Origin of the sequence: Actinomyces sp. oral taxon 170 str. F0386 (assembly GCF_000195595.1) — a bacterium.
GTDB lineage: Bacteria > Actinomycetota > Actinomycetes > Actinomycetales > Actinomycetaceae > Actinomyces.
Genome location: NZ_GL882539.1, coordinates 152,060 through 168,965, shown reverse-complemented (window position 1 = coordinate 168,965; position 16,906 = coordinate 152,060). Strand labels below are relative to the sequence as shown.

14 protein-coding genes and 1 tRNA gene are annotated in these 16,906 nt (G+C 67.7%); 11 read left to right on the top strand and 4 right to left on the bottom strand.

The genetic code is table 11. The annotated features are described in order from the left end of the window. The first annotated feature begins 35 nt into the window (after positions 1-35). The 3 genes from HMPREF9056_RS07350 to HMPREF9056_RS07340 all read left to right on the top strand — a co-directional run bounded on the left by HMPREF9056_RS07350 (position 36) and on the right by HMPREF9056_RS07340 (position 5,265). Complete coding sequence (locus HMPREF9056_RS07350) at positions 36-1,607, top strand: alpha/beta hydrolase (RefSeq protein ID WP_009746811.1); 1,572 nt, start codon at positions 36-38, stop codon at positions 1,605-1,607. Positions 1,608-1,809: 202 nt separating this feature from the next. Then, a complete protein-coding gene (locus tag HMPREF9056_RS07345) occupies positions 1,810-3,570 on the top strand; it encodes an alpha/beta hydrolase (RefSeq protein ID WP_050793015.1) in 1,761 nt (586 codons plus the stop codon). Between the two features lie 72 nt (positions 3,571-3,642). Beyond that, a complete protein-coding gene (locus tag HMPREF9056_RS07340; RefSeq protein WP_009746809.1) occupies positions 3,643-5,265 on the top strand; it encodes an alpha/beta hydrolase in 1,623 nt (540 codons plus the stop codon). 141 nt (positions 5,266-5,406) lie between these two features. Here the strand turns inward: HMPREF9056_RS07340 and HMPREF9056_RS07335 are convergent, their stop codons facing one another. Both HMPREF9056_RS07335 and HMPREF9056_RS07330 read right to left on the bottom strand, forming a co-directional pair. Continuing rightward, on the bottom strand, positions 5,407-6,405 hold the full coding sequence (locus tag HMPREF9056_RS07335) for an asparaginase (protein ID WP_009746808.1): 999 nt from the start codon (positions 6,403-6,405) through the stop codon (positions 5,407-5,409). A gap of 18 nt (positions 6,406-6,423) precedes the next feature. After that, positions 6,424-7,968 (bottom strand): amino acid permease, encoded by a 1,545-nt coding sequence (locus HMPREF9056_RS07330; protein ID WP_009746807.1) that lies wholly within the window; start codon positions 7,966-7,968, stop codon positions 6,424-6,426. A gap of 314 nt (positions 7,969-8,282) precedes the next feature. Here HMPREF9056_RS07330 and HMPREF9056_RS07325 point away from each other — a divergent pair. From HMPREF9056_RS07325 to HMPREF9056_RS07315, 3 genes are all read left to right on the top strand, one after another. Then, a tRNA-Thr gene (locus HMPREF9056_RS07325) sits at positions 8,283-8,355 on the top strand. Positions 8,356-8,992: 637 nt separating this feature from the next. Further along, complete coding sequence (locus HMPREF9056_RS07320) at positions 8,993-9,322, top strand: Lsr2 family protein (RefSeq protein ID WP_009746806.1); 330 nt, start codon at positions 8,993-8,995, stop codon at positions 9,320-9,322. A gap of 220 nt (positions 9,323-9,542) precedes the next feature. Beyond that, positions 9,543-10,280, top strand: coding sequence for a phosphoglyceromutase (locus HMPREF9056_RS07315; RefSeq protein ID WP_009746805.1), 738 nt, complete (start codon positions 9,543-9,545; stop codon positions 10,278-10,280). 136 nt (positions 10,281-10,416) lie between these two features. Here the strand turns inward: HMPREF9056_RS07315 and phoU are convergent, their stop codons facing one another. Beyond that, positions 10,417-11,097, bottom strand: a complete 681-nt coding sequence (gene phoU, locus HMPREF9056_RS07310) for a phosphate signaling complex protein PhoU (RefSeq protein ID WP_009746804.1) — start codon at positions 11,095-11,097, stop codon at positions 10,417-10,419. Positions 11,098-11,297: 200 nt separating this feature from the next. On the opposite strand from phoU, the gene HMPREF9056_RS07305 reads away from it, so the two are divergent. The 5 genes from HMPREF9056_RS07305 (at position 11,298) to HMPREF9056_RS07285 (ending at position 16,324) form a co-directional block, all read left to right on the top strand. Next, complete coding sequence (locus tag HMPREF9056_RS07305; protein WP_034514184.1) at positions 11,298-12,536, top strand: cell wall metabolism sensor histidine kinase WalK; 1,239 nt, start codon at positions 11,298-11,300, stop codon at positions 12,534-12,536. A gap of 5 nt (positions 12,537-12,541) precedes the next feature. Next, on the top strand, positions 12,542-13,306 hold the full coding sequence (locus tag HMPREF9056_RS07300) for a response regulator transcription factor (RefSeq protein ID WP_009746802.1): 765 nt from the start codon (positions 12,542-12,544) through the stop codon (positions 13,304-13,306). Between the two features lie 138 nt (positions 13,307-13,444). Then, positions 13,445-13,927: a CarD family transcriptional regulator gene (locus HMPREF9056_RS07295; protein ID WP_009746801.1), complete on the top strand. Its 483-nt coding sequence runs from the start codon at positions 13,445-13,447 to the stop codon at positions 13,925-13,927. Positions 13,928-13,978: 51 nt separating this feature from the next. Beyond that, positions 13,979-14,767 (top strand): 2-C-methyl-D-erythritol 4-phosphate cytidylyltransferase, encoded by a 789-nt coding sequence (locus HMPREF9056_RS07290; RefSeq protein WP_034514182.1) that lies wholly within the window; start codon positions 13,979-13,981, stop codon positions 14,765-14,767. A gap of 108 nt (positions 14,768-14,875) precedes the next feature. Beyond that, on the top strand, positions 14,876-16,324 hold the full coding sequence (locus tag HMPREF9056_RS07285; RefSeq protein WP_009746798.1) for an MFS transporter: 1,449 nt from the start codon (positions 14,876-14,878) through the stop codon (positions 16,322-16,324). Between the two features lie 64 nt (positions 16,325-16,388). Here HMPREF9056_RS07285 and HMPREF9056_RS07280 read toward each other — a convergent pair whose 3' ends face one another. After that, complete coding sequence (locus HMPREF9056_RS07280) at positions 16,389-16,808, bottom strand: DUF2218 domain-containing protein (protein ID WP_034514179.1); 420 nt, start codon at positions 16,806-16,808, stop codon at positions 16,389-16,391. Positions 16,809-16,906 lie beyond the last annotated feature (98 nt).

Here is a 16,906-nt window from a genome sequence, read left to right as displayed (position 1 = left end):
GAGACGGATGCGCTCGAGGGGCCGGGCGCCGTCGGATGGCTGCTGGGGTGCTGGCGGCACTGAGCAGCGTGTGTCTGGGTGTGGGGGTCGGTGCGGTTCCTGCTGCGGCGGGGCCGGCTCCGGCTGTTGCTGCGCAGGCGGCGGTTCCCAAGGGCCTGGAGTCCTTCTACAACCAGACGGTGGAGTGGTACGACTGCGGTAAAACCGGTGGGATGGAGAAGTCCGCGGAGGCGACGGCCTTCAAGTGCGCGAAGGTCAAGGTGCCGCTGGACTACTCCAAGCCCGACGGTCAGACCATTGAGATCGCCATGAAGAAGCACGTGGCCACCGGCTCGGTGCGCCAGGGCAGCCTCTTCATGAACCCTGGAGGCCCGGGCATGTCGGGGGTGAATCAAGTCGAGACGATGGCGGACATGAACTTCGCCGGTGTGCAGGAGGCTTACGACATCATCGGCTTCGACCCCCGCGGCGTCGGGTCGTCTACCGCCATCACCTGCACCTCCGCCGCTGAGACACCCGCAGTTGCCGAGGCCGCGCTTGCTGACGTAGCAGCCGATGACACGACCTTCGAGCAGCGGGCACCTCAGAACGCTGCGTGGGTGAAGCAGCTGGAGGCCAACTGTGCCGTGAACACCGCGCCGGCCGAGCTCCTCGACCATGTGGACACGGTCTCAGTGGCCCGGGACCTTGATGTGCTGCGGGCGCTGTCCGGGAATGACAAGCTCAATTACGTGGGCTTCTCCTACGGCACCTATTTGGGGGCCCACTATGCCGAGCTCTTCCCGGCCAACACCGGCCGGATGGTGCTCGACGGCGCCGTGGACCCCAGCCTGAGCTACAGCGAGCGTTCTCGAGGGCAGGCCCTGGGGTACGAGCGCGCGCTGCGCAACTACGTCGAATGGTGCCATGCGGGCCAGAGCTGCCCGCTCACCGGTGATACCGACGCCGGGGTCAAACAAGTCGGAGACCTCATTTCGTCGGCAAATCAGACACCCGTTCCCTCCTCAGATCCGAATCGCCCAGTCAAGGGATCAGAGATCCTGCAAGTGATGGTGGAGCACTTCCGTTACTCCGACGTCGCATGGCCCACGCTTACCGAGATGCTGAATCAGACCATTAATCAGCATGACGCCTCAGGTTTCAGGACGCTTCTGGACCAGATCTCCACACAGGCCTCGGTCGTTGTGGGGCCCATGTACGGTACCAACTGCCTGGACTATCGGGTGGAAGGAGACATGGCCACCTGGGCGACGCAGAGCAAGGAGCTGGAGAGAATCGCTCCTCGTTTCGGTCGCATCTACGAGGGCACGGATCTCGGCTGCCAGTCCTGGGGGCACAACACGACCCGGCCCTCCACGGCCATCCACGCCAAGGGGGCTGCGCCGATCCTCGTCGTCGGGACAACCGGAGACCCGGCCACCCCCTACGAGTGGGCCATGGCCCTGGCCGGTCAGCTCGAGTCCGGCCAGCTCCTCACCTGGGAGGGCAACGGGCACACCGCCTACGCGAACCCCGCCCACGGCCCCTGCGTCACCAGCGCCGTCGACACCTACCTGCTCACCGGCGCCATGCCCAAGAAGGGCCTGACCTGTCACGGGCAGGAGTGAGCCGGGGGAGAGGCCGCTGGCCTATCGCGGACCGTACAGCCCATCCAGACTGTTCGGACTGTCCGCTGACGGATGACAAGGTGTCGCAGAACCTCATCACCGCGGTTGGGAACGCCGGTCTCGAGCGTTCCCAACCGCGGTTCTCTCAGAACCCTTCGTCATCACCACGCGCACGTCGTTGCCGTTTTGTAATATAACGTTTATGAAAAATAGTGTGAACCATGGTGGTGATCGGAAGCATCCTGTGCCGTCATCGCGCCGGGTAGCTGCTGGGGTGCTGGCGGCTACTGCGGGCGTGTGTCTGGGTGTGGGGGTCGGTGCGGTTCCTGCTGCGGCGGTTCCTGCTGCGGCGGTTCCTGCTGCGGGGCCGGCTCCGGCTGTTGCTGCGCAGGCGGCGGTTCCCAAGGGCCTGGAGTCCTTCTACAACCAGACGGTGGAGTGGTACGACTGCGGTAAAACCGGTGGGATGGAGAAGTCCGCGGACAAGACGGGTTTTCAGTGCGCCAGGGTTACGGTGCCGCTGGACTACTCCAAGCCCGACGGTCAGACCATTGAGATCGCCATGAAGAAGCATGTGGCCACCGGCTCGGTGCGCCGGGGCAGCCTCTTCGCCAACCCGGGTGGCCCCGGCTACTCCGGAGTGGAGATGGTGGAGGACAACGAGAAGCAGTTCTCGCCCGATCTCAACACGTCCTACGACATCATCGGCTTCGACCCCCGCGGCATCGGAGACTCGACCCCCATCACCTGCACCGGCGCCGGTGAGACGCCGGCCGGAGGGGCGGCCCGGGGAGCGATGGGAGCAGAGGACCCTCTGTCCGACTCCATCAGAGCAGATGCCGCCGGCGTCGACCCCGCGCCCCCGGAGGACACCGAGGTCCCCGCCGCCGGTGCAGCGGAGGGCGGTGCCGACTTCAAGACGCTCATCGACGAGATCACCAAGAACTACAGACAGAAGGAGGCCGACTGCGCCTCCGCCACCAAGCCTGCAGGGCTGCTCGACCATGTGGACACGGTCTCGGTGGCCCGGGACCTTGATGTGCTGCGGGCGCTGTCCGGGGATGAGAAGCTCACCTACCTGGGCTTCTCCTACGGCACATACCTGGGAGCCCACTATGCCGAGCTCTTCCCGGCCAACACCGGCCGGATGGTGTTCGACGGCGCCGTGGACCCCACCCTCTCCCTGGGAGAGCGAGGGGTGGGCCAGGCCCGGGGTTTTGAGAGCTCGCTGCGCACCTACGTCGAGCAGTGCCAGGCCGGTCTGGCCGTCCAGAAGGGCCAGAGCTGCCCCCTCACCGGCGACACCGACGCCGGGGTCCAGCAGGTCCGTGACCTCATCACCTCCGCCAACCAGTCGCCGCTGAAGACGACCGACCCGAACGTGACAGTGAACGGCAGCACGATCCGCGTCGCCGTCAACCGACTCATGTACTCCTCGGAGTACTGGAGCCTCCTCACCTACGCGCTCGACCAGGCCATGAACCAGCAGGACGGCACCTACATCCAGGCGCTCTACGGGTCGGCCACAGCCGGTGGCGGCTCGGGCGCCCCGACCTTCTACGCCGTCAACTGCCTCGACATCCCCGTCCAGGGCGATATGTCCACCTGGGAGCAGCAGTACCGGCAGAATCTCCAGAGCTCGCCGACCTTCGGTGCCTCGCTGAGCAACCAGGACGCGCGCTGCCAGGCGTGGGGCCACAACGGCACCCGCAAGCCGGCCCCCATTCACGCCAAGGGAGCCGCCCCCATCCTGGTGGTGGGCACCACCGGTGACCCGGCCACCCCCTACGCCTGGTCCCAGGCCGTGGCCGACCAGCTCGAGTCCGGCCGGCTCCTGACCTGGGAGGGCAATGGTCACACCGCCTACGGACGCTCGGGCCCCTGCGTGCACCGCGCCGTCGACGACTACCTCCTCAACGGGACCATGCCGAAGGAAGACTCGACCTGTAAGGGGAGCGAGTGATACCGGCCCGTGCGTCGACCGGGCGGCGCGATGGGTACTTGTCCCCACTCCGCCTCCAGGAGGAGGAGCCCCATGGCCCGGCGTCATAAGGTGCATCCCGTGACTACTGAGACTTCTCATCGGCCCCGTGCCAAGCGCTTCGCCGCGGCGATCGCTGCGCTGGTGGTGTGCGCCGGCCTGACCGCCTGCCAGGATGACCCGGACATCAAGGCCTCGCCGGCCACGGCGTCGGCGTCGGCGACGATCCCGGCCGGGCTGGAGAGCTTCTACACCCAGAAGGCCTCCTGGTACAACTGCGCCAAGAAGGGGATGGATGAGGTGAAGTCCGGGGAGGACACCGGCTTCACCTGCGCCAAGATCAAGGTGCCACTGGACTACGACAACCCCGGTGGCGAGACGATCGAGATCGCGGTGAAGAAGCGGGCGGCGAACGATGACTCGGTCGGGTCCCTGTTCATCAACCCGGGCGGGCCGGGGGGCTCGGGCATCGAGCTGGTCGAGAACGTCGGCTCCTACTTCTCCAAGAACCTGCTGGGCTCCTACGACGTCGTCGGCTTCGACCCGCGCGGCGTGGGCGCCTCGACGCCGATCGACTGCCTGACCGATGCCGAGCTCGACGCCGAGCGGGCCGGTGCGAACGACCCGGCGACGCCATCAGCCACCGCCACCATTGAGCGGGCTCAGAAGATGAACGCCTCGTGCGAGTCGAAGACCGGCACCCCGGGACTTCTGGATCATATCGACACCATCAGCGCCGCCCGGGACCTCGACATCCTGCGTGCGGTCGACGGCCAGCAGACGCTCACCTACCTGGGCTTCTCCTACGGCACCTACCTGGGGGCCACCTACGCCGAGCTCTTCCCGGCCAACACCGGCCGGCTGGTCCTTGACGGCGCCGTCGACCCGTCCCTGAGCGCCGAGGATATGAGCCTGGGCCAGGCCAAGGGCTTCGAGGCCTCGCTGCGCGCCTACGTGGAGAGCTGCCAGAGCTCCAAGCTGGGCTGCCCTCTGAGCGGGGACGTCGACTCCGGAGTCTCCCAGGTCCGCGAGTTCCTCGAGTCCACGAAGACGGCGCCGCTCCCCACCTCCGACAGCCAGCGGCCGCTGACCTATGATCTGGCGCTCTACGGAGTCCTGGGATCGATGTACCAGACGCAGCTGTGGTCGTCCCTCAACCTGGCCCTGAGCAAGGCGATGGGCGACTTGGGGGACCCGGACGGGAGCCTGCTGCTGGCGATTGCCGACACCGTCTCCCACCGGGAGAGCGACGGCAGCTACTACGGCAACACGGCCGAGGCCCTCATGCCGGTCAACTGCCTGGACTACCCGGTCCAGGGCGACAACGCCTCCTGGGAGCAGAACGCCACTGCCGTCAAGGAGGCCTCGCCGACCTTCAGTGCCCAGCTGCTCTACCCCGACGCCTACTGTCAGGGCTGGAGCCACGAGTCGAGCCGCAAGCGCGAGAAGATCACGGCCTCCGGCGCCGCACCGATCCTCGTGGTGGGGACCACCGGTGACCCGGCCACGCCCTACGTCTGGTCTGAGGCACTGGCCGAGCAGCTCGAGTCCGGCCAGCTCCTGACCTGGAAGGGCAACGGGCACACGGCCTACGGGCGTTCCAACGACTGCGTCAAGAACGCCGTCGACACCTACCTGCTCAACGGGACGATGCCCGACAAGGGGCTCACCTGCTGACCGGGTACGGGGCGCTGTGATGTACCCGGTACGCTGACGCGGCACCGACAGGTACGAGATCGGCCCCGGACGGCACTGCGAGCCGTCCGGGGCCGATCTCTGCTCGATCCCTGTGGAGTGGACTCGGTTCCGGTGGCGGCGCTACTCGCGCAGCTCACCGGCGATCGAGCGCCCCATCCACTGGGCCAGCTCGCGGCCCCGCAACCCCTGGGAGAGGAGGAACTGCACCTTGGCGTAGGCGGCCTCCAGAGTCATGTCCCGGCTTCCGACGGCGCCGCTGCGGGCCAGCGCGTCCCCGGCCTCGTAGTGCCCCAGGAGCACCTCGGACTCGTGGCACTGGGAGGTGACGATAACGGCCGTCCCCGCGGCGATCACCTGCTCGACGACGTCGGTCAGTCCCGGCTCCTGGGACGGCACGTTGCCGACCCCGAAGGACCGCAGGACCACGGCCTCGGGCAGTGGCGTCAGCAGCGCCTCCAGGCGCGCCGCTGTGATGCCCGGGGCCAGGTCGACCACGACGACGTCGTGGCGGGCGTAGGGCGCGGCGTCCCTCCATCCCGCTCCCGACGCCGGCGAGGTCGCCCACTGCCACGGGGCACCGGTGGTGGCCAGTGGTGCGGCGTTGGGGGACTCGAAGCCGGTGAAGGCCCACGAGGAGGACTTCGTCGCCCGGTTGCCGGCCAGAAGCCGGTGGCCGAAGAACAGCGAGACCCCTCTGATCCGCCCGGAGGTGGCGGCCTTGAGCGCGCCGGTGACGTTCGCTGCGGCGTCGGATCCGAGTACCCCGAGCGGAAGCTGGGAGCCGGTGACGACGACCGGCGCGGCCAGGTCCGTCAGCGCGTAGGACAGGGCGGCGCTCGTGTAGGCCATCGTGTCGGTCCCGTGCAGGACCACGAAGGCGGCCTCCGGGTTGTCGACCGCCTGGGCGCGCAGGTCGTCCACCACCGCCTGCCAGGACAACGGGGTGGCGTTCGAGGAGTCGATGAGCGGGTCCAGTGAGGTCACCGACACCGATCGTGCCAGGGGCGTGCCCTCCAGCAGTGAGCCGAGCCAGCCCTCCAGGTCGGCGCCGGGAACGAGACCGTGGGGGGAGTCCACCATCCCGATGGTGCCCCCGGTGTAGGTGATGTGAACGTGCATGGTTCGGGCTCCTGCCTCTCAGGCGTCGTGCGGCGAGGCGGACACGGACCCGTCCGTCTCATCGGCGAGGACCTCCTCAAGGAGGTCTCCCCGGATCCGCCCCCGCACCGCGTACCAGCCTGCCACCATCATGACGACGACGACGGCGAACAGTGCCAGGGTCCAGCGCCCGGCCGGGTCGGCCAGGTTCGAGGCGACGACGACGGCGAAGAAGGCCAGGGCCGCGTAGTTGGTCCACGGGGCACCGGGCATCCGGTAGGCCGGGCGGACCTCCTTGCCGTCATCCACCCGCCGGAGGAAGGCGAGGTGGGTGACGAGGATGGCGCCCCAGGTCCCGGCGATGCCGATGCCGGCGAGGTTCATGACGATGTCGAAAGCATCGCCGGGCAGATAGGCGTTGAGGACGACGCCGAGCAGCCCCAGCGCAGACGTGATGATGATGCCGCCGGCGGGGACCTGGTGCTTGTTGAGACCCGCGGCGACACGAGGCGCCTCACCGGCCACCGCCATCGAGCGCAGGGTGCGGCCGGTGGCGTACAGCCCGGCGTTGAGGGAGGACAGCGCGGCGGTGAGGACCACGACCTGAATGATGTCGCCGGCGTAGGGCACGCCGATACCGGAGAAGAAGGTGACGAAGGGCGACTCGGTCTTCGAGTAGGACGTGTAGGGAAGAACCAGGGCCAGCAGCATGACCGAGCCGACGTAGAAGACGAAGATGCGCAGAATCATGGAATTGATCGCCTTGGGCAGGATCTTCTCGGCATCCTTCGCCTCACCGGCGGCCACGCCCACCATCTCCGTGCCTCCGAAGGCGAAGACCACACCGAGGGTCAGGGCGAAGACGATCGGGAATCCCTCGGGGAAGAAGCCCCCGTTCCCCATAATGTTGTGCGCGCCCGCGGTGATCGCCTCACCGGTGGACTCCGTGCCGGTGTGAAGTCCCAGGACAATGGCGACGATGGCGGCCACCATGAAGGACACGATGGCGGCGACCTTGATGAGCGCGAACCAGAACTCGGCCTCTCCGAACATCTTGACATTCATCATGTTGAGGATGAAGACCAATACCAGGGCCAGCAGCGCGAAGACCCACTGGGGGACGATCTGCAGATTCTTCCAGTAGTGGAGGTAGAGGGCCACTGCCGTGATGTCGGCCATGACGGTCACGGACCAGTCTAGAAAGAAGAACCAGCCAGTGATATAAGCACCCTTCTCCCCGAGGAACTCACGGGCATAGGAGACGAATGCACCGGAGGAGGGCCTGCGGATAGCGAGCTCGCCCAGCGCGCGAACCATGAGAAAGGCGAAGAGCCCGCAGATGGCGTAGGCGAACATGAGACCGGCGCCGCCTTCCTTGAGGCGGCCGCCGGCGCCCATGAAAAGGCCAGTGCCGATGGAGCCGCCAATGGCGATCATCTGAAGATGACGGTTCTTCAGCGACTTGTTGTAGCCGGCGTCGCCCCGGTCCTGGACGAGGTCACCCTGGAGCGAGTCGGTGGAGGTCTGAGATGAATCCGCGTGCGGTGCCGGGGGAGTGGAGGAGGTGGACGGAGACTCAGTCATGGGGATCCTTACGGGACGAAGGCATGTTGAATGACGTGCGGAGAATACCGGGGTCCGGTCGATCCCGCTGACGCTGACGGTGCCTATACCGGGCAGCACGTGTCCCTCTAGGATGCGCGCCGCCCCGGGTTCTACACCAGTGCAGGGGACTGAGGGGCGGCGATCCGGCTGTGATCCGCTCGATACGCCACCGCCGTTCCGCTGGTGCGTGGAATGCGGTTGACTGTGTCGAGGAACACGGCCGACGATGTGGTGCTGGATTGCGGCGGTGGGCGCGGGAACGGTATCTTCGGCTCTGCTGCTCACGGCAGTGCGCCGCCTTAGCTCAGTCGGCAGAGCGATTCACTCGTAATGAATAGGTCGTGGGTTCGATTCCCACAGGCGGCTCGAACAGTCCCGGGAGGTCTCTCCCGGGACTTTACTTATGGGTCGGCCGTTGTCCCTCGAGGCCTCTGGGTGTGCTTTCCGACATGCCTGCGTCCCTCTGCGGGATGCTTTGGCGTCCTGTCGTCACTTGTTGCCGCTGCTTTCTGGAGCAGCGACGTTCCCGTATCGCTCGCCGCCGAGCGATTGGCGCAGCTGCACGCAAGGGGCGTGGCTTTACCGACCCGATCGCGTTGTGGGTGAAGGTGAGGCTCAGGTTGTGGTACGTGGCCTCTTCCGGCTGGGAGAATCCTCCATCTTCATCTGAGAGCCCTCTGGGAGGGGGAGTGTTGTGGTTCAAGTGATCCTCGGACATCCCGAGTCGATTGCGTGATCGGCTCTGAGGGGCGTGGTTTGCCCGGCCGTGCTTCGTGGGGATCTCCAAAGGGGGCATCAGTGTATTCACAGTTTTCATCCCCTGCTGTCCGGGTGCATGGGGAGGTGTGTCGCTGCGGGGTGCCACGGGATTAGGCCGGTAGATGTCATCAGTAATGCGGGCGGCGAAAAGTTGTGTTGCATTGAAGGCGACTATTGTTTAATCTAACGTTGTCCACAGCGGGATACATGCTGAGGCCCGCTCCCCCAATCCGAATGAGGAATCATGGCACAGAAGACTCAGGTCATCCTCGTCGACGATGTCGACGGGTCCGAGGCCAACCAGACCGTTACCTTCGCCCTTGATGGCGTGACCTATGAGATCGACCTGAACGACGAGCACGCAGCAGCTCTTCGTGAGTCTCTTGAGGAATGGGTCGGAAAGGCACGTCGTACCGGTGGACGTCGTAGTTCCGGCCGTCGTCGTTCCAGCGGTCCTTCCGACACTCAGAAGATTCGCGAGTGGGCTCGTGAGCAGGGCCTGGAGGTTTCTGACCGCGGTCGCGTCTCCGCCGAGGTGCGTAAGGCCTATTACGAGGTCAACCCCAGCAACTGAGGGCGCACGGGTGCGGCGGACTCATATGAAGTCGGTACCCTGCATCGAGATCGAGTCGATCTCGAGCTGATTGCCACCTCGCACGATGGTCCTGGTGATGCGGTACCGCATCACCAGGACCATCGTGTATTCAGTACGTGGTGATGGTCCCCGTGAGATAGCCGGCTCCAGGACCTTCAGGGCCTCGCGCCGTGACTGGGATCCTGGCAGGATAGGCCGCATGGCTTACACCCTCGTACTGCTCCGCCACGGCGAGAGCGAATGGAACGCGAAGAACCTCTTCACCGGCTGGGTCGACGTCCCGCTGTCAGACAAGGGACGCGCCGAGGCCGTCCACGGAGGCGAGCTCCTCAAGGAGGCCGGTGTCCTTCCCGAGAAGCTCTTCACCTCGATGCTGCGCCGCGCCATCATGACCGCCAACCTGTCCCTGGACGCCGCCGACCGCCACTGGATCCCGGTGGAGCGCGACTGGCGCCTCAACGAGCGCCATTACGGCGCCCTGCAGGGCAAGAACAAGAAGGAGATCCGCGACGAGTACGGGGAGGAGCAGTTCATGCAGTGGCGCCGCTCCTACGACGTGCCGCCGCCGGCCATCGAGCCCGGCTCTGAGTTCTCCCAGGACACCGACCCCCGCTACGCCGGTGAGCCCATCCCTGCCACCGAGTGCCTCAAGGACGTCCTCGAGCGCCTCCTGCCCTACTGGGAGGGCACCATCGTCCCTGAGATCAAGACCGGTAAGACCGTCATGATCGCTGCCCACGGCAACTCGCTGCGCGCCATCGTCAAGCACCTGGACGACATCTCCGACGACGACATCGCCGGTGTCAACATCCCCACCGGTATCCCGCTGGTCTACGAGCTCGACGAGGAGACCCTCAAGCCCCTCAAGAAGGGCGGTCGCTACCTCGATCCCGAGGCTGAGGCCAAGATCGCGGCGGTGGCCAACCAGGGCAAGTAGGCTTCACGGGCTGTCCGTCCTCTCACCGTCCTGTGAGGGACGCGGGCGGCGTCGGACCTGAAGGAGGGTCCGACGCCGCCCGTCTCGTTCACACTCGACCCGTGCGCCGGGGTGGCTCCGGCCGGGGCCGGAGGGCTCAGTGGAGCGCGTCGGCGTCCTCGGCGTCATGCGTCTCCGGCATGGAGGCCCCGGAGACGAGGTAGGCCACGCGGCTGGCCACCGAGGTTGAGTGATCGCCGAAGCGCTCCAGGAACCGGCCCATGAGGACCGCGTCGATGACCTGCTGGCGGCTCAAGTCGTGGGCCGGATCCAGGATCATCTGGAAGGAGCGCCGGTGCAGGGCGTCGAGCTCGGCGTCGTTGGACTGGATGACGGCGGCCAGGTCCAGATCCCGCGTCGAGATGAGCTGGGCGACGTCCTTGCCGGCGCGCACCGCCAGGTCCGCCATCTCGAGGATGAGTCCCAGGACCGGCTCGGGCAGCGGCGGCTCGGGGTAGCGGCCCCGGGCGATGGCGGCCACGTGGCGGGCCAGGTCCCCCTGGCGCTCCAGGGTCTGGGCCATGCGCAGCGCGGACAGGACGTTGCGCAGGTCCCCGGCCACCGGCTGCTGGCGAGCCAGCAGCATGACGCACAGGTCATCGATGTCCCGCTGGAGGTCGTTGATGCGCTCGTCGGCGTCGATCACCTGCTCGGCGATGACGATGTCCCCCTGTCGCAGGGACTCCGCGGCCCGCTCGATCGCGGTGGCGACCTGGTTGGCCATGGACTCGAGGTCGGAGCCCAGCTGCTTGAGCTCCTGGTTGAAGATGGCGCGCATGAGACTGCTCCTGTTCCGGGTGCCGATGGCTCGTGCCCGTCGATGAGATGCGGCTCGACGGCGCTGCTCGACGAACCGTCGAGGCCACCGCCAAGGATACTGGCCCCCAAGCACAGCAGCCCCGCGACGCCGCCGCAAGCGGCGCGCCCACGAGCGAAACCGGCCATCGGGCGCCGTCGGGTCTCCACTACCCTGGAAACGTGGGTCCGACCGTCACCATCCTCCTCCTTGCCGCTGCCGTGGGCCTCGTGTGCCTGGGGATGGCGATCGGTGTCGCGCTGTCGCGGCGTCGGCGCAATGCGGCCACGAGCGCCGCTGACCTCGCCGGCCTGGCCGGGACTGACACGACCGTCCCCGTCCTGGCCGCGCTGCGCTCCACCGTCGTCGTCCTCGATGACGACGACGAGGTCCTGCGCGCCTCGGCGGCGGCCTACACCTTCAACATCGTGCGCGACGACGCCGTCGTCGAACCGACCGTGGCGGTGATGGTGAACCGGGTGCGGGCCTCGGGGCAGGCGCAGGACGCCGCCGTCACCGTGGCCCGGGGGAGGGTGCCCGGTGCGGGCCAGTTCCACCTGCAGGTGCGCGCGGCCTGCATCGGTCAGGGGCGCGTCCTCATCCTCATCGAGGACCGCACCGCCGCCCGCCGGGTGGAGGCCATGCGCCGCGACTTCGTCGCCAATGTCTCCCACGAGCTCAAGACCCCGGTCGGCGCGATCCAGCTGCTGGCCGAGACCGTCGAGGCCGGCGCCGACGACCCCGCCTTCGTGCGCGACTACTCCGGGCGCATGCGCAAGGAGGCCCGCCGCCTGGGCGTCCTGGTCCAGGAGATCATCGAGCTCACCCGCCTCCAGGAGGGCGATGCCCTGGCCGAGCCCGAGGTCGTCGACATCGACGACGTCGTCGCCGAGGCCGTCGACCGGGTCCGCGTCGAGGCCGACGGCAGCCAGATCGACCTCGTGACCGGGGGTACTCAGGGCCTTCGGGTGCGTGGCGACTCCGCCCTCATCACCACTGCCGTGCGCAACCTGCTGGACAACGCCATCCGCTACTCCGAGCCCCGCACCAGAGTCTCGGTGGGGGTCTCGCTGGATCCGGAGCACTCCGACATCGTGCGCATCGCCGTGGTCGACCAGGGCATCGGCATCCCCAAGGAGGAGCAGGAACGCGTCTTCGAGCGCTTCTACCGCGTCGACAAGGCCCGCTCGCGGGCCACCGGCGGCACCGGTCTGGGGCTGAGCATCGTCAAGCACGTGGCCGCCGACCACGGCGGAACCGTCGAGCTGTGGTCCGCCCCGGGGCGCGGCTCCACCTTCACCCTCGTGCTGCCACGCCTGCCCGAGGGGGAGTCGGGCCACCACGAGCCCGCTGCGGGCGGGTCGGGCGAGGCGGGAGCTGCCGACGACGCAGCCGATCAGCTCCCGAGGAGCGCGTCGTGAGCCCGATGGAGTCCTCCGCCGCTGCGGCCACGCCATCGGCCGCATCAGCGCTCGGCCCGACCCGGATCCTCCTGGTCGAGGACGAGGAGAACTTCCGTGACCCCCTGGCCTTCAGTCTGCGGCGCGACGGCTTCGAGGTGATCGAGGCCGAGGACGGCCAGCGCGCCGTCGAGATCTTCGAGACCTCCCGGCGTCCCGGCGGCGTCGGCCCCATCGATCTGGTCCTGCTGGACCTCATGCTGCCGCGCCTGGACGGGACCGAGGTGTGCACCCGTATCCGCCGGTCCTCCTCCGTGCCGGTCATCATGCTCAGCGCCAAGGACACCGAGCTGGACAAGATCGTCGGCCTGGAGATCGGCGCCGACGACTACGTCACCAAGCCCTACTCCTACCGAGAGCTCCTGGCCCGTCTCAAGGCCGTCCTGCGGCGTAGCCGAGTGGTGCCCGACGAGCCCGAACAGGTCCTGGCCGCCGGCCGGGTGCGGATGGACGTGGAGCGGCACGAGGTGCTGGTCGACGGCGAGGCGGTGGCCATGCCGCTGCGGGAGTTCGAGCTCCTGGAGCTATTTCTCCGACACCCCGGTCGCGTTCTCACCCGTGGTCAGATCATTGAGCGCCTCTGGGGACCCGATTACGAGGGCGACACCAAAACCCTGGACGTTCATGTCAAACGACTGCGGGGAAGGATTGAGGCGGATGCCTCCAAACCCGTTCTCATCACCACGGTCAGGGGTCTTGGCTATCGTCTCGACAACGGAACGGATCACTGAGCCTCCATCTGGCGACACACATTCCCTCTCTCGGCGCGAGTCGGGAGCGCCGTGACCCCTGTGAGATACGTCCCCGATCTTTTCGCGGAATGACCTGATAAACTAGAGGCCCGCAAACCAGTATGGAGAGCCATCCTTATGACTTATGAAGTAGGCGAGACTGTCGTCTACCCGCACCACGGGGCCGCCCGAATCATTGATATTCGGCAGCGCAAGGTACGCGGTGAGGAGAAGACGTATCTGCAGCTCGAGGTGGCCCAGGGCGACCTGACGATCTTGGTTCCCGCCGAAAGCGTCGAGCTCATCGGTGTGCGTGACGTCGTCGATGAGACCGGCCTGGAAAAGGTATTCGAGGTGCTGCGGGCGCCGTTGACCGAGGAACCCACGAACTGGTCGCGTCGATTCAAAGCCAACCAGGAGAAGATCGCCTCCGGAGACGTCATCAAGGTCGCTGAGGTCGTACGGGACCTCTCCCGCCGTGACACGGACCGGGGTCTGTCCGCCGGTGAGAAGCGCATGCTCGCCAAGGCTCGTCAGATCCTCGTCTCCGAGCTGGCCCTGGCGCAGAAGACGCCCGAGGATGAGGCCGAGTCCCGCCTTGACGAGGTCCTCGCCTCCTGAACCGCGCAGAGCCGGCGCTGAGCCGGCGGCGCACGCGGTAGCGTCCTGCCCGTGAGCAGTACTCCGTCATCTCAGCCGTCCGCCCCGCCCGAGTCCGCTCCGGGTGGGGCGGTCGCCGTTCTCACGGCAGCGGGTTCCGGCTCCCGCCTAGGAGCCGACGTCCCCAAGGCCCTCGTCCCGGTCGGTGGGATCAGTCTTCTGCGGCGGGCGGCGGCCGGCCTTATCGCCTCCGGGCTCGTCCGCCACGTCGTTGTCACCGCCCCTGTCGACGGTGTCGAACGCTTCCGTGCCGAGCTGGGGGGCCTGCTCGACAGCCTGCCGGGCGAGGGGACGGGGATCGAGGTCGTCGCCGGCTCTCCGCACTCCAGGCAGGCATCGGTGGCCCTGGGACTGGCGGCGGCCCTGGCCGCGGTGCCGCAGGCCGACGTCGTCGTCGTCCATGACGCGGCCCGGGCACTGACGCCACCGGAGGTGACCTGCCGCGTCATCGCCGCGGTGCGCGCCGGGCACAAGGCCGTGGTCCCGGCACTGCCCGTGACCGACACCGTCAAGGAGGTCGGGGTCAGTGCGGCCGGCCAGCCCGAGCCCGTCGTCGCCACCCCCCGACGCACTCGGCTCCGGGCGGTCCAGACCCCGCAGGGCTTCGAGACCGGCACCCTGGAGGCGGCCCATCGTGCTGGGGCCGGGCGGGCGGAGGACGAGGCGCTCGCCGCCTCCGACGACGCCGGTCTGGTCGAGGCCTGTGGCGGCAGCGTCGTCGTCGTCGCCGGGGACGAGCGCGCCATGAAGGTGACGACGCCGATGGACCTGGCTCTGGCCGAGCTGCTGCTGGAGCGGTAGCCCCCGTAAAGAGACGAGCCCGCTCTCCTGAGAATGGGGAGAACTGACGATCAGGTCGGTTGCCCGGTCGGTTCCGTGACAAGCACGGATGGTTCTATCGTCTCTCCCATGAGCTCGACAGTGACGCCTGCTCCGACGCAGGCCGGCTCCCGCACCCGCCTCCTGTCCTGGCCCGTCATCGCCTGGGGCCTGTGGGACTGGGGATCGGCGGCCTTCAACGCGGTCATCACCACCTTCGTCTTCACCGTCTACCTTGTCAGCGACTCCTTCGGGCCCAAGGCGGACAACGAGTCGGCGCTGTCGATGGGGCTGGCGATCGCCGGGCTGTTCATCGCCCTGCTGGCTCCGGTGACCGGGCAGCGCTCGGACAGGGCCGGGCGGACGGTCTTCTGGCTCGGGGGCTACACGGCGGTGGTGGTCGCGGTCTCGGCGGCCCTGTTCCTCGTAAGACCGGCGCCCGGCTACCTGTGGCTCGGCATCGTCCTGCTGGGGGTCGGCAACATCTTCTTCGAGCTCGCCTCGGTCAACTACAACGCCATCCTCAACCACCTGGCCTCCAAGGACCGGATCGGCGCCGTCAGCGGCCTGGGGTGGGGGATGGGCTACCTCGGTGGCATCGTCCTGCTGCTCATCCTCTACGTCGCCCTGGTGGGGCCCAGTCCGCTCATCTCCTTCCCCGCCGGGAGCGGCATGGGGGTGCGCATCGCCATGCTCGTGTCGGCGGCCTGGTTCGGCCTGTCGGCGCTTCCCGTCCTCATCAACCGCTCTCGCAGCTCCGGGCGCTCTCACACGGAGGACGACGCTGAGGTGGGCGAGGGCATGTCCTCTGCTGAGCCGGGGCGGGACCGGGCCGGTATGGAGGTCGAGCCCGACGAGGCCGTCTCCCACAGCGTGGAGCGCAAGGAGTCGATCCTGACCTCCTACAAGCTGCTGTGGCGTACCCTGCTCCAGCTGCACCACTTCCAGCCGCGGCTGCTGTGGTTCCTGCTCGCCGCCGCCGTCTTCAGGGACGGCCTGGCCGGGGTCTTCACCTACGGCGGCATCATCGCCCAGAACACCTTCGGCTTCTCGTCGGGTGACGTCATCCTCTTCGCCATCGTCGCCAACATCGTGGCCGGCGTCGCCACCATCGGGGTCGGGCGGCTCGATGACCGCTTCGGTCCGCGCAACGTCATCATGGCCAGCCTCGGCATCCTGGTGGTGGCCGGAGTGCTGGTGTTCCTCCTGCACTCCGCCGGGACGGCCGCCTTCTGGGTGCTGGGCCTGCTCCTGTCGGCCTGTGTGGGGCCGGCGCAGTCAGCCGCCCGCTCCTTCCTGGCCCGCCTCATCCCCGAGGGGCAGGAAGGCGAGATCTTCGGTCTCTACGCCACCACAGGGCGGGCGGTGTCCTTCATGGCGCCCATGATGTACGGCGTCTTCATCCACCTGGGCACACGCGTCGTCGGACCGGGGGCCAGCTACTGGGGGATCCTCGGGATCGTCGCCGTGCTGGCCACCGGCCTGCTTCTCATGCTGCGCGTGGGCGACCCCGTCGCCGACGAGGAGCCGGCCGCGTAGACGGCGGCCGCATAGCCGGCTCAGGTCAGTGAGGCCGGCCCGGGGCGGGAACGGGCGGCGTCGATCAGGAGGATGCCTCGCGGGCCTCGCGCTCGACGCGCATGCGCTCGAGGTCCTCCGGCGTGAGCGGCCCCTGGGTGGTGCCCGGCGTGCCGTCCTGCCGGGTCCAGCTCACAGCGAGCCCCTCCTTGGCTCCGAAACGGGCCAGGTGGATGCCGGTGACCTGCTCGAGGCGCTCGAGGTGCTCGTTGTCGGCGGCCAGATCGAGCTGGAGGACGCCGTCGTGGCACGAGATCGCCACGACGCCGGTGACTGCTCCCTCGCGATCGAAGGTCAGGGAGCCGGTCTCGGTGTCCTCGTCCCACGCGGTGGTGATCTTGCGACCCATGTGGCCGGCCAGCTGCTTGCCGTACCGGGCGGGACGGTCCGTGGTCACGCGGGCGGTGGACTGGCATGAGAGGTGTGGCTGTGCTGAGCTGGTCATGCCCTTATCCTGACGCGCTTCTTCATCCACGGCATCCATGACCTCGCCGACATTGCGTAAAAAGGACTCGGCCCGCGGTTCGGATGTCCGAACCGCGG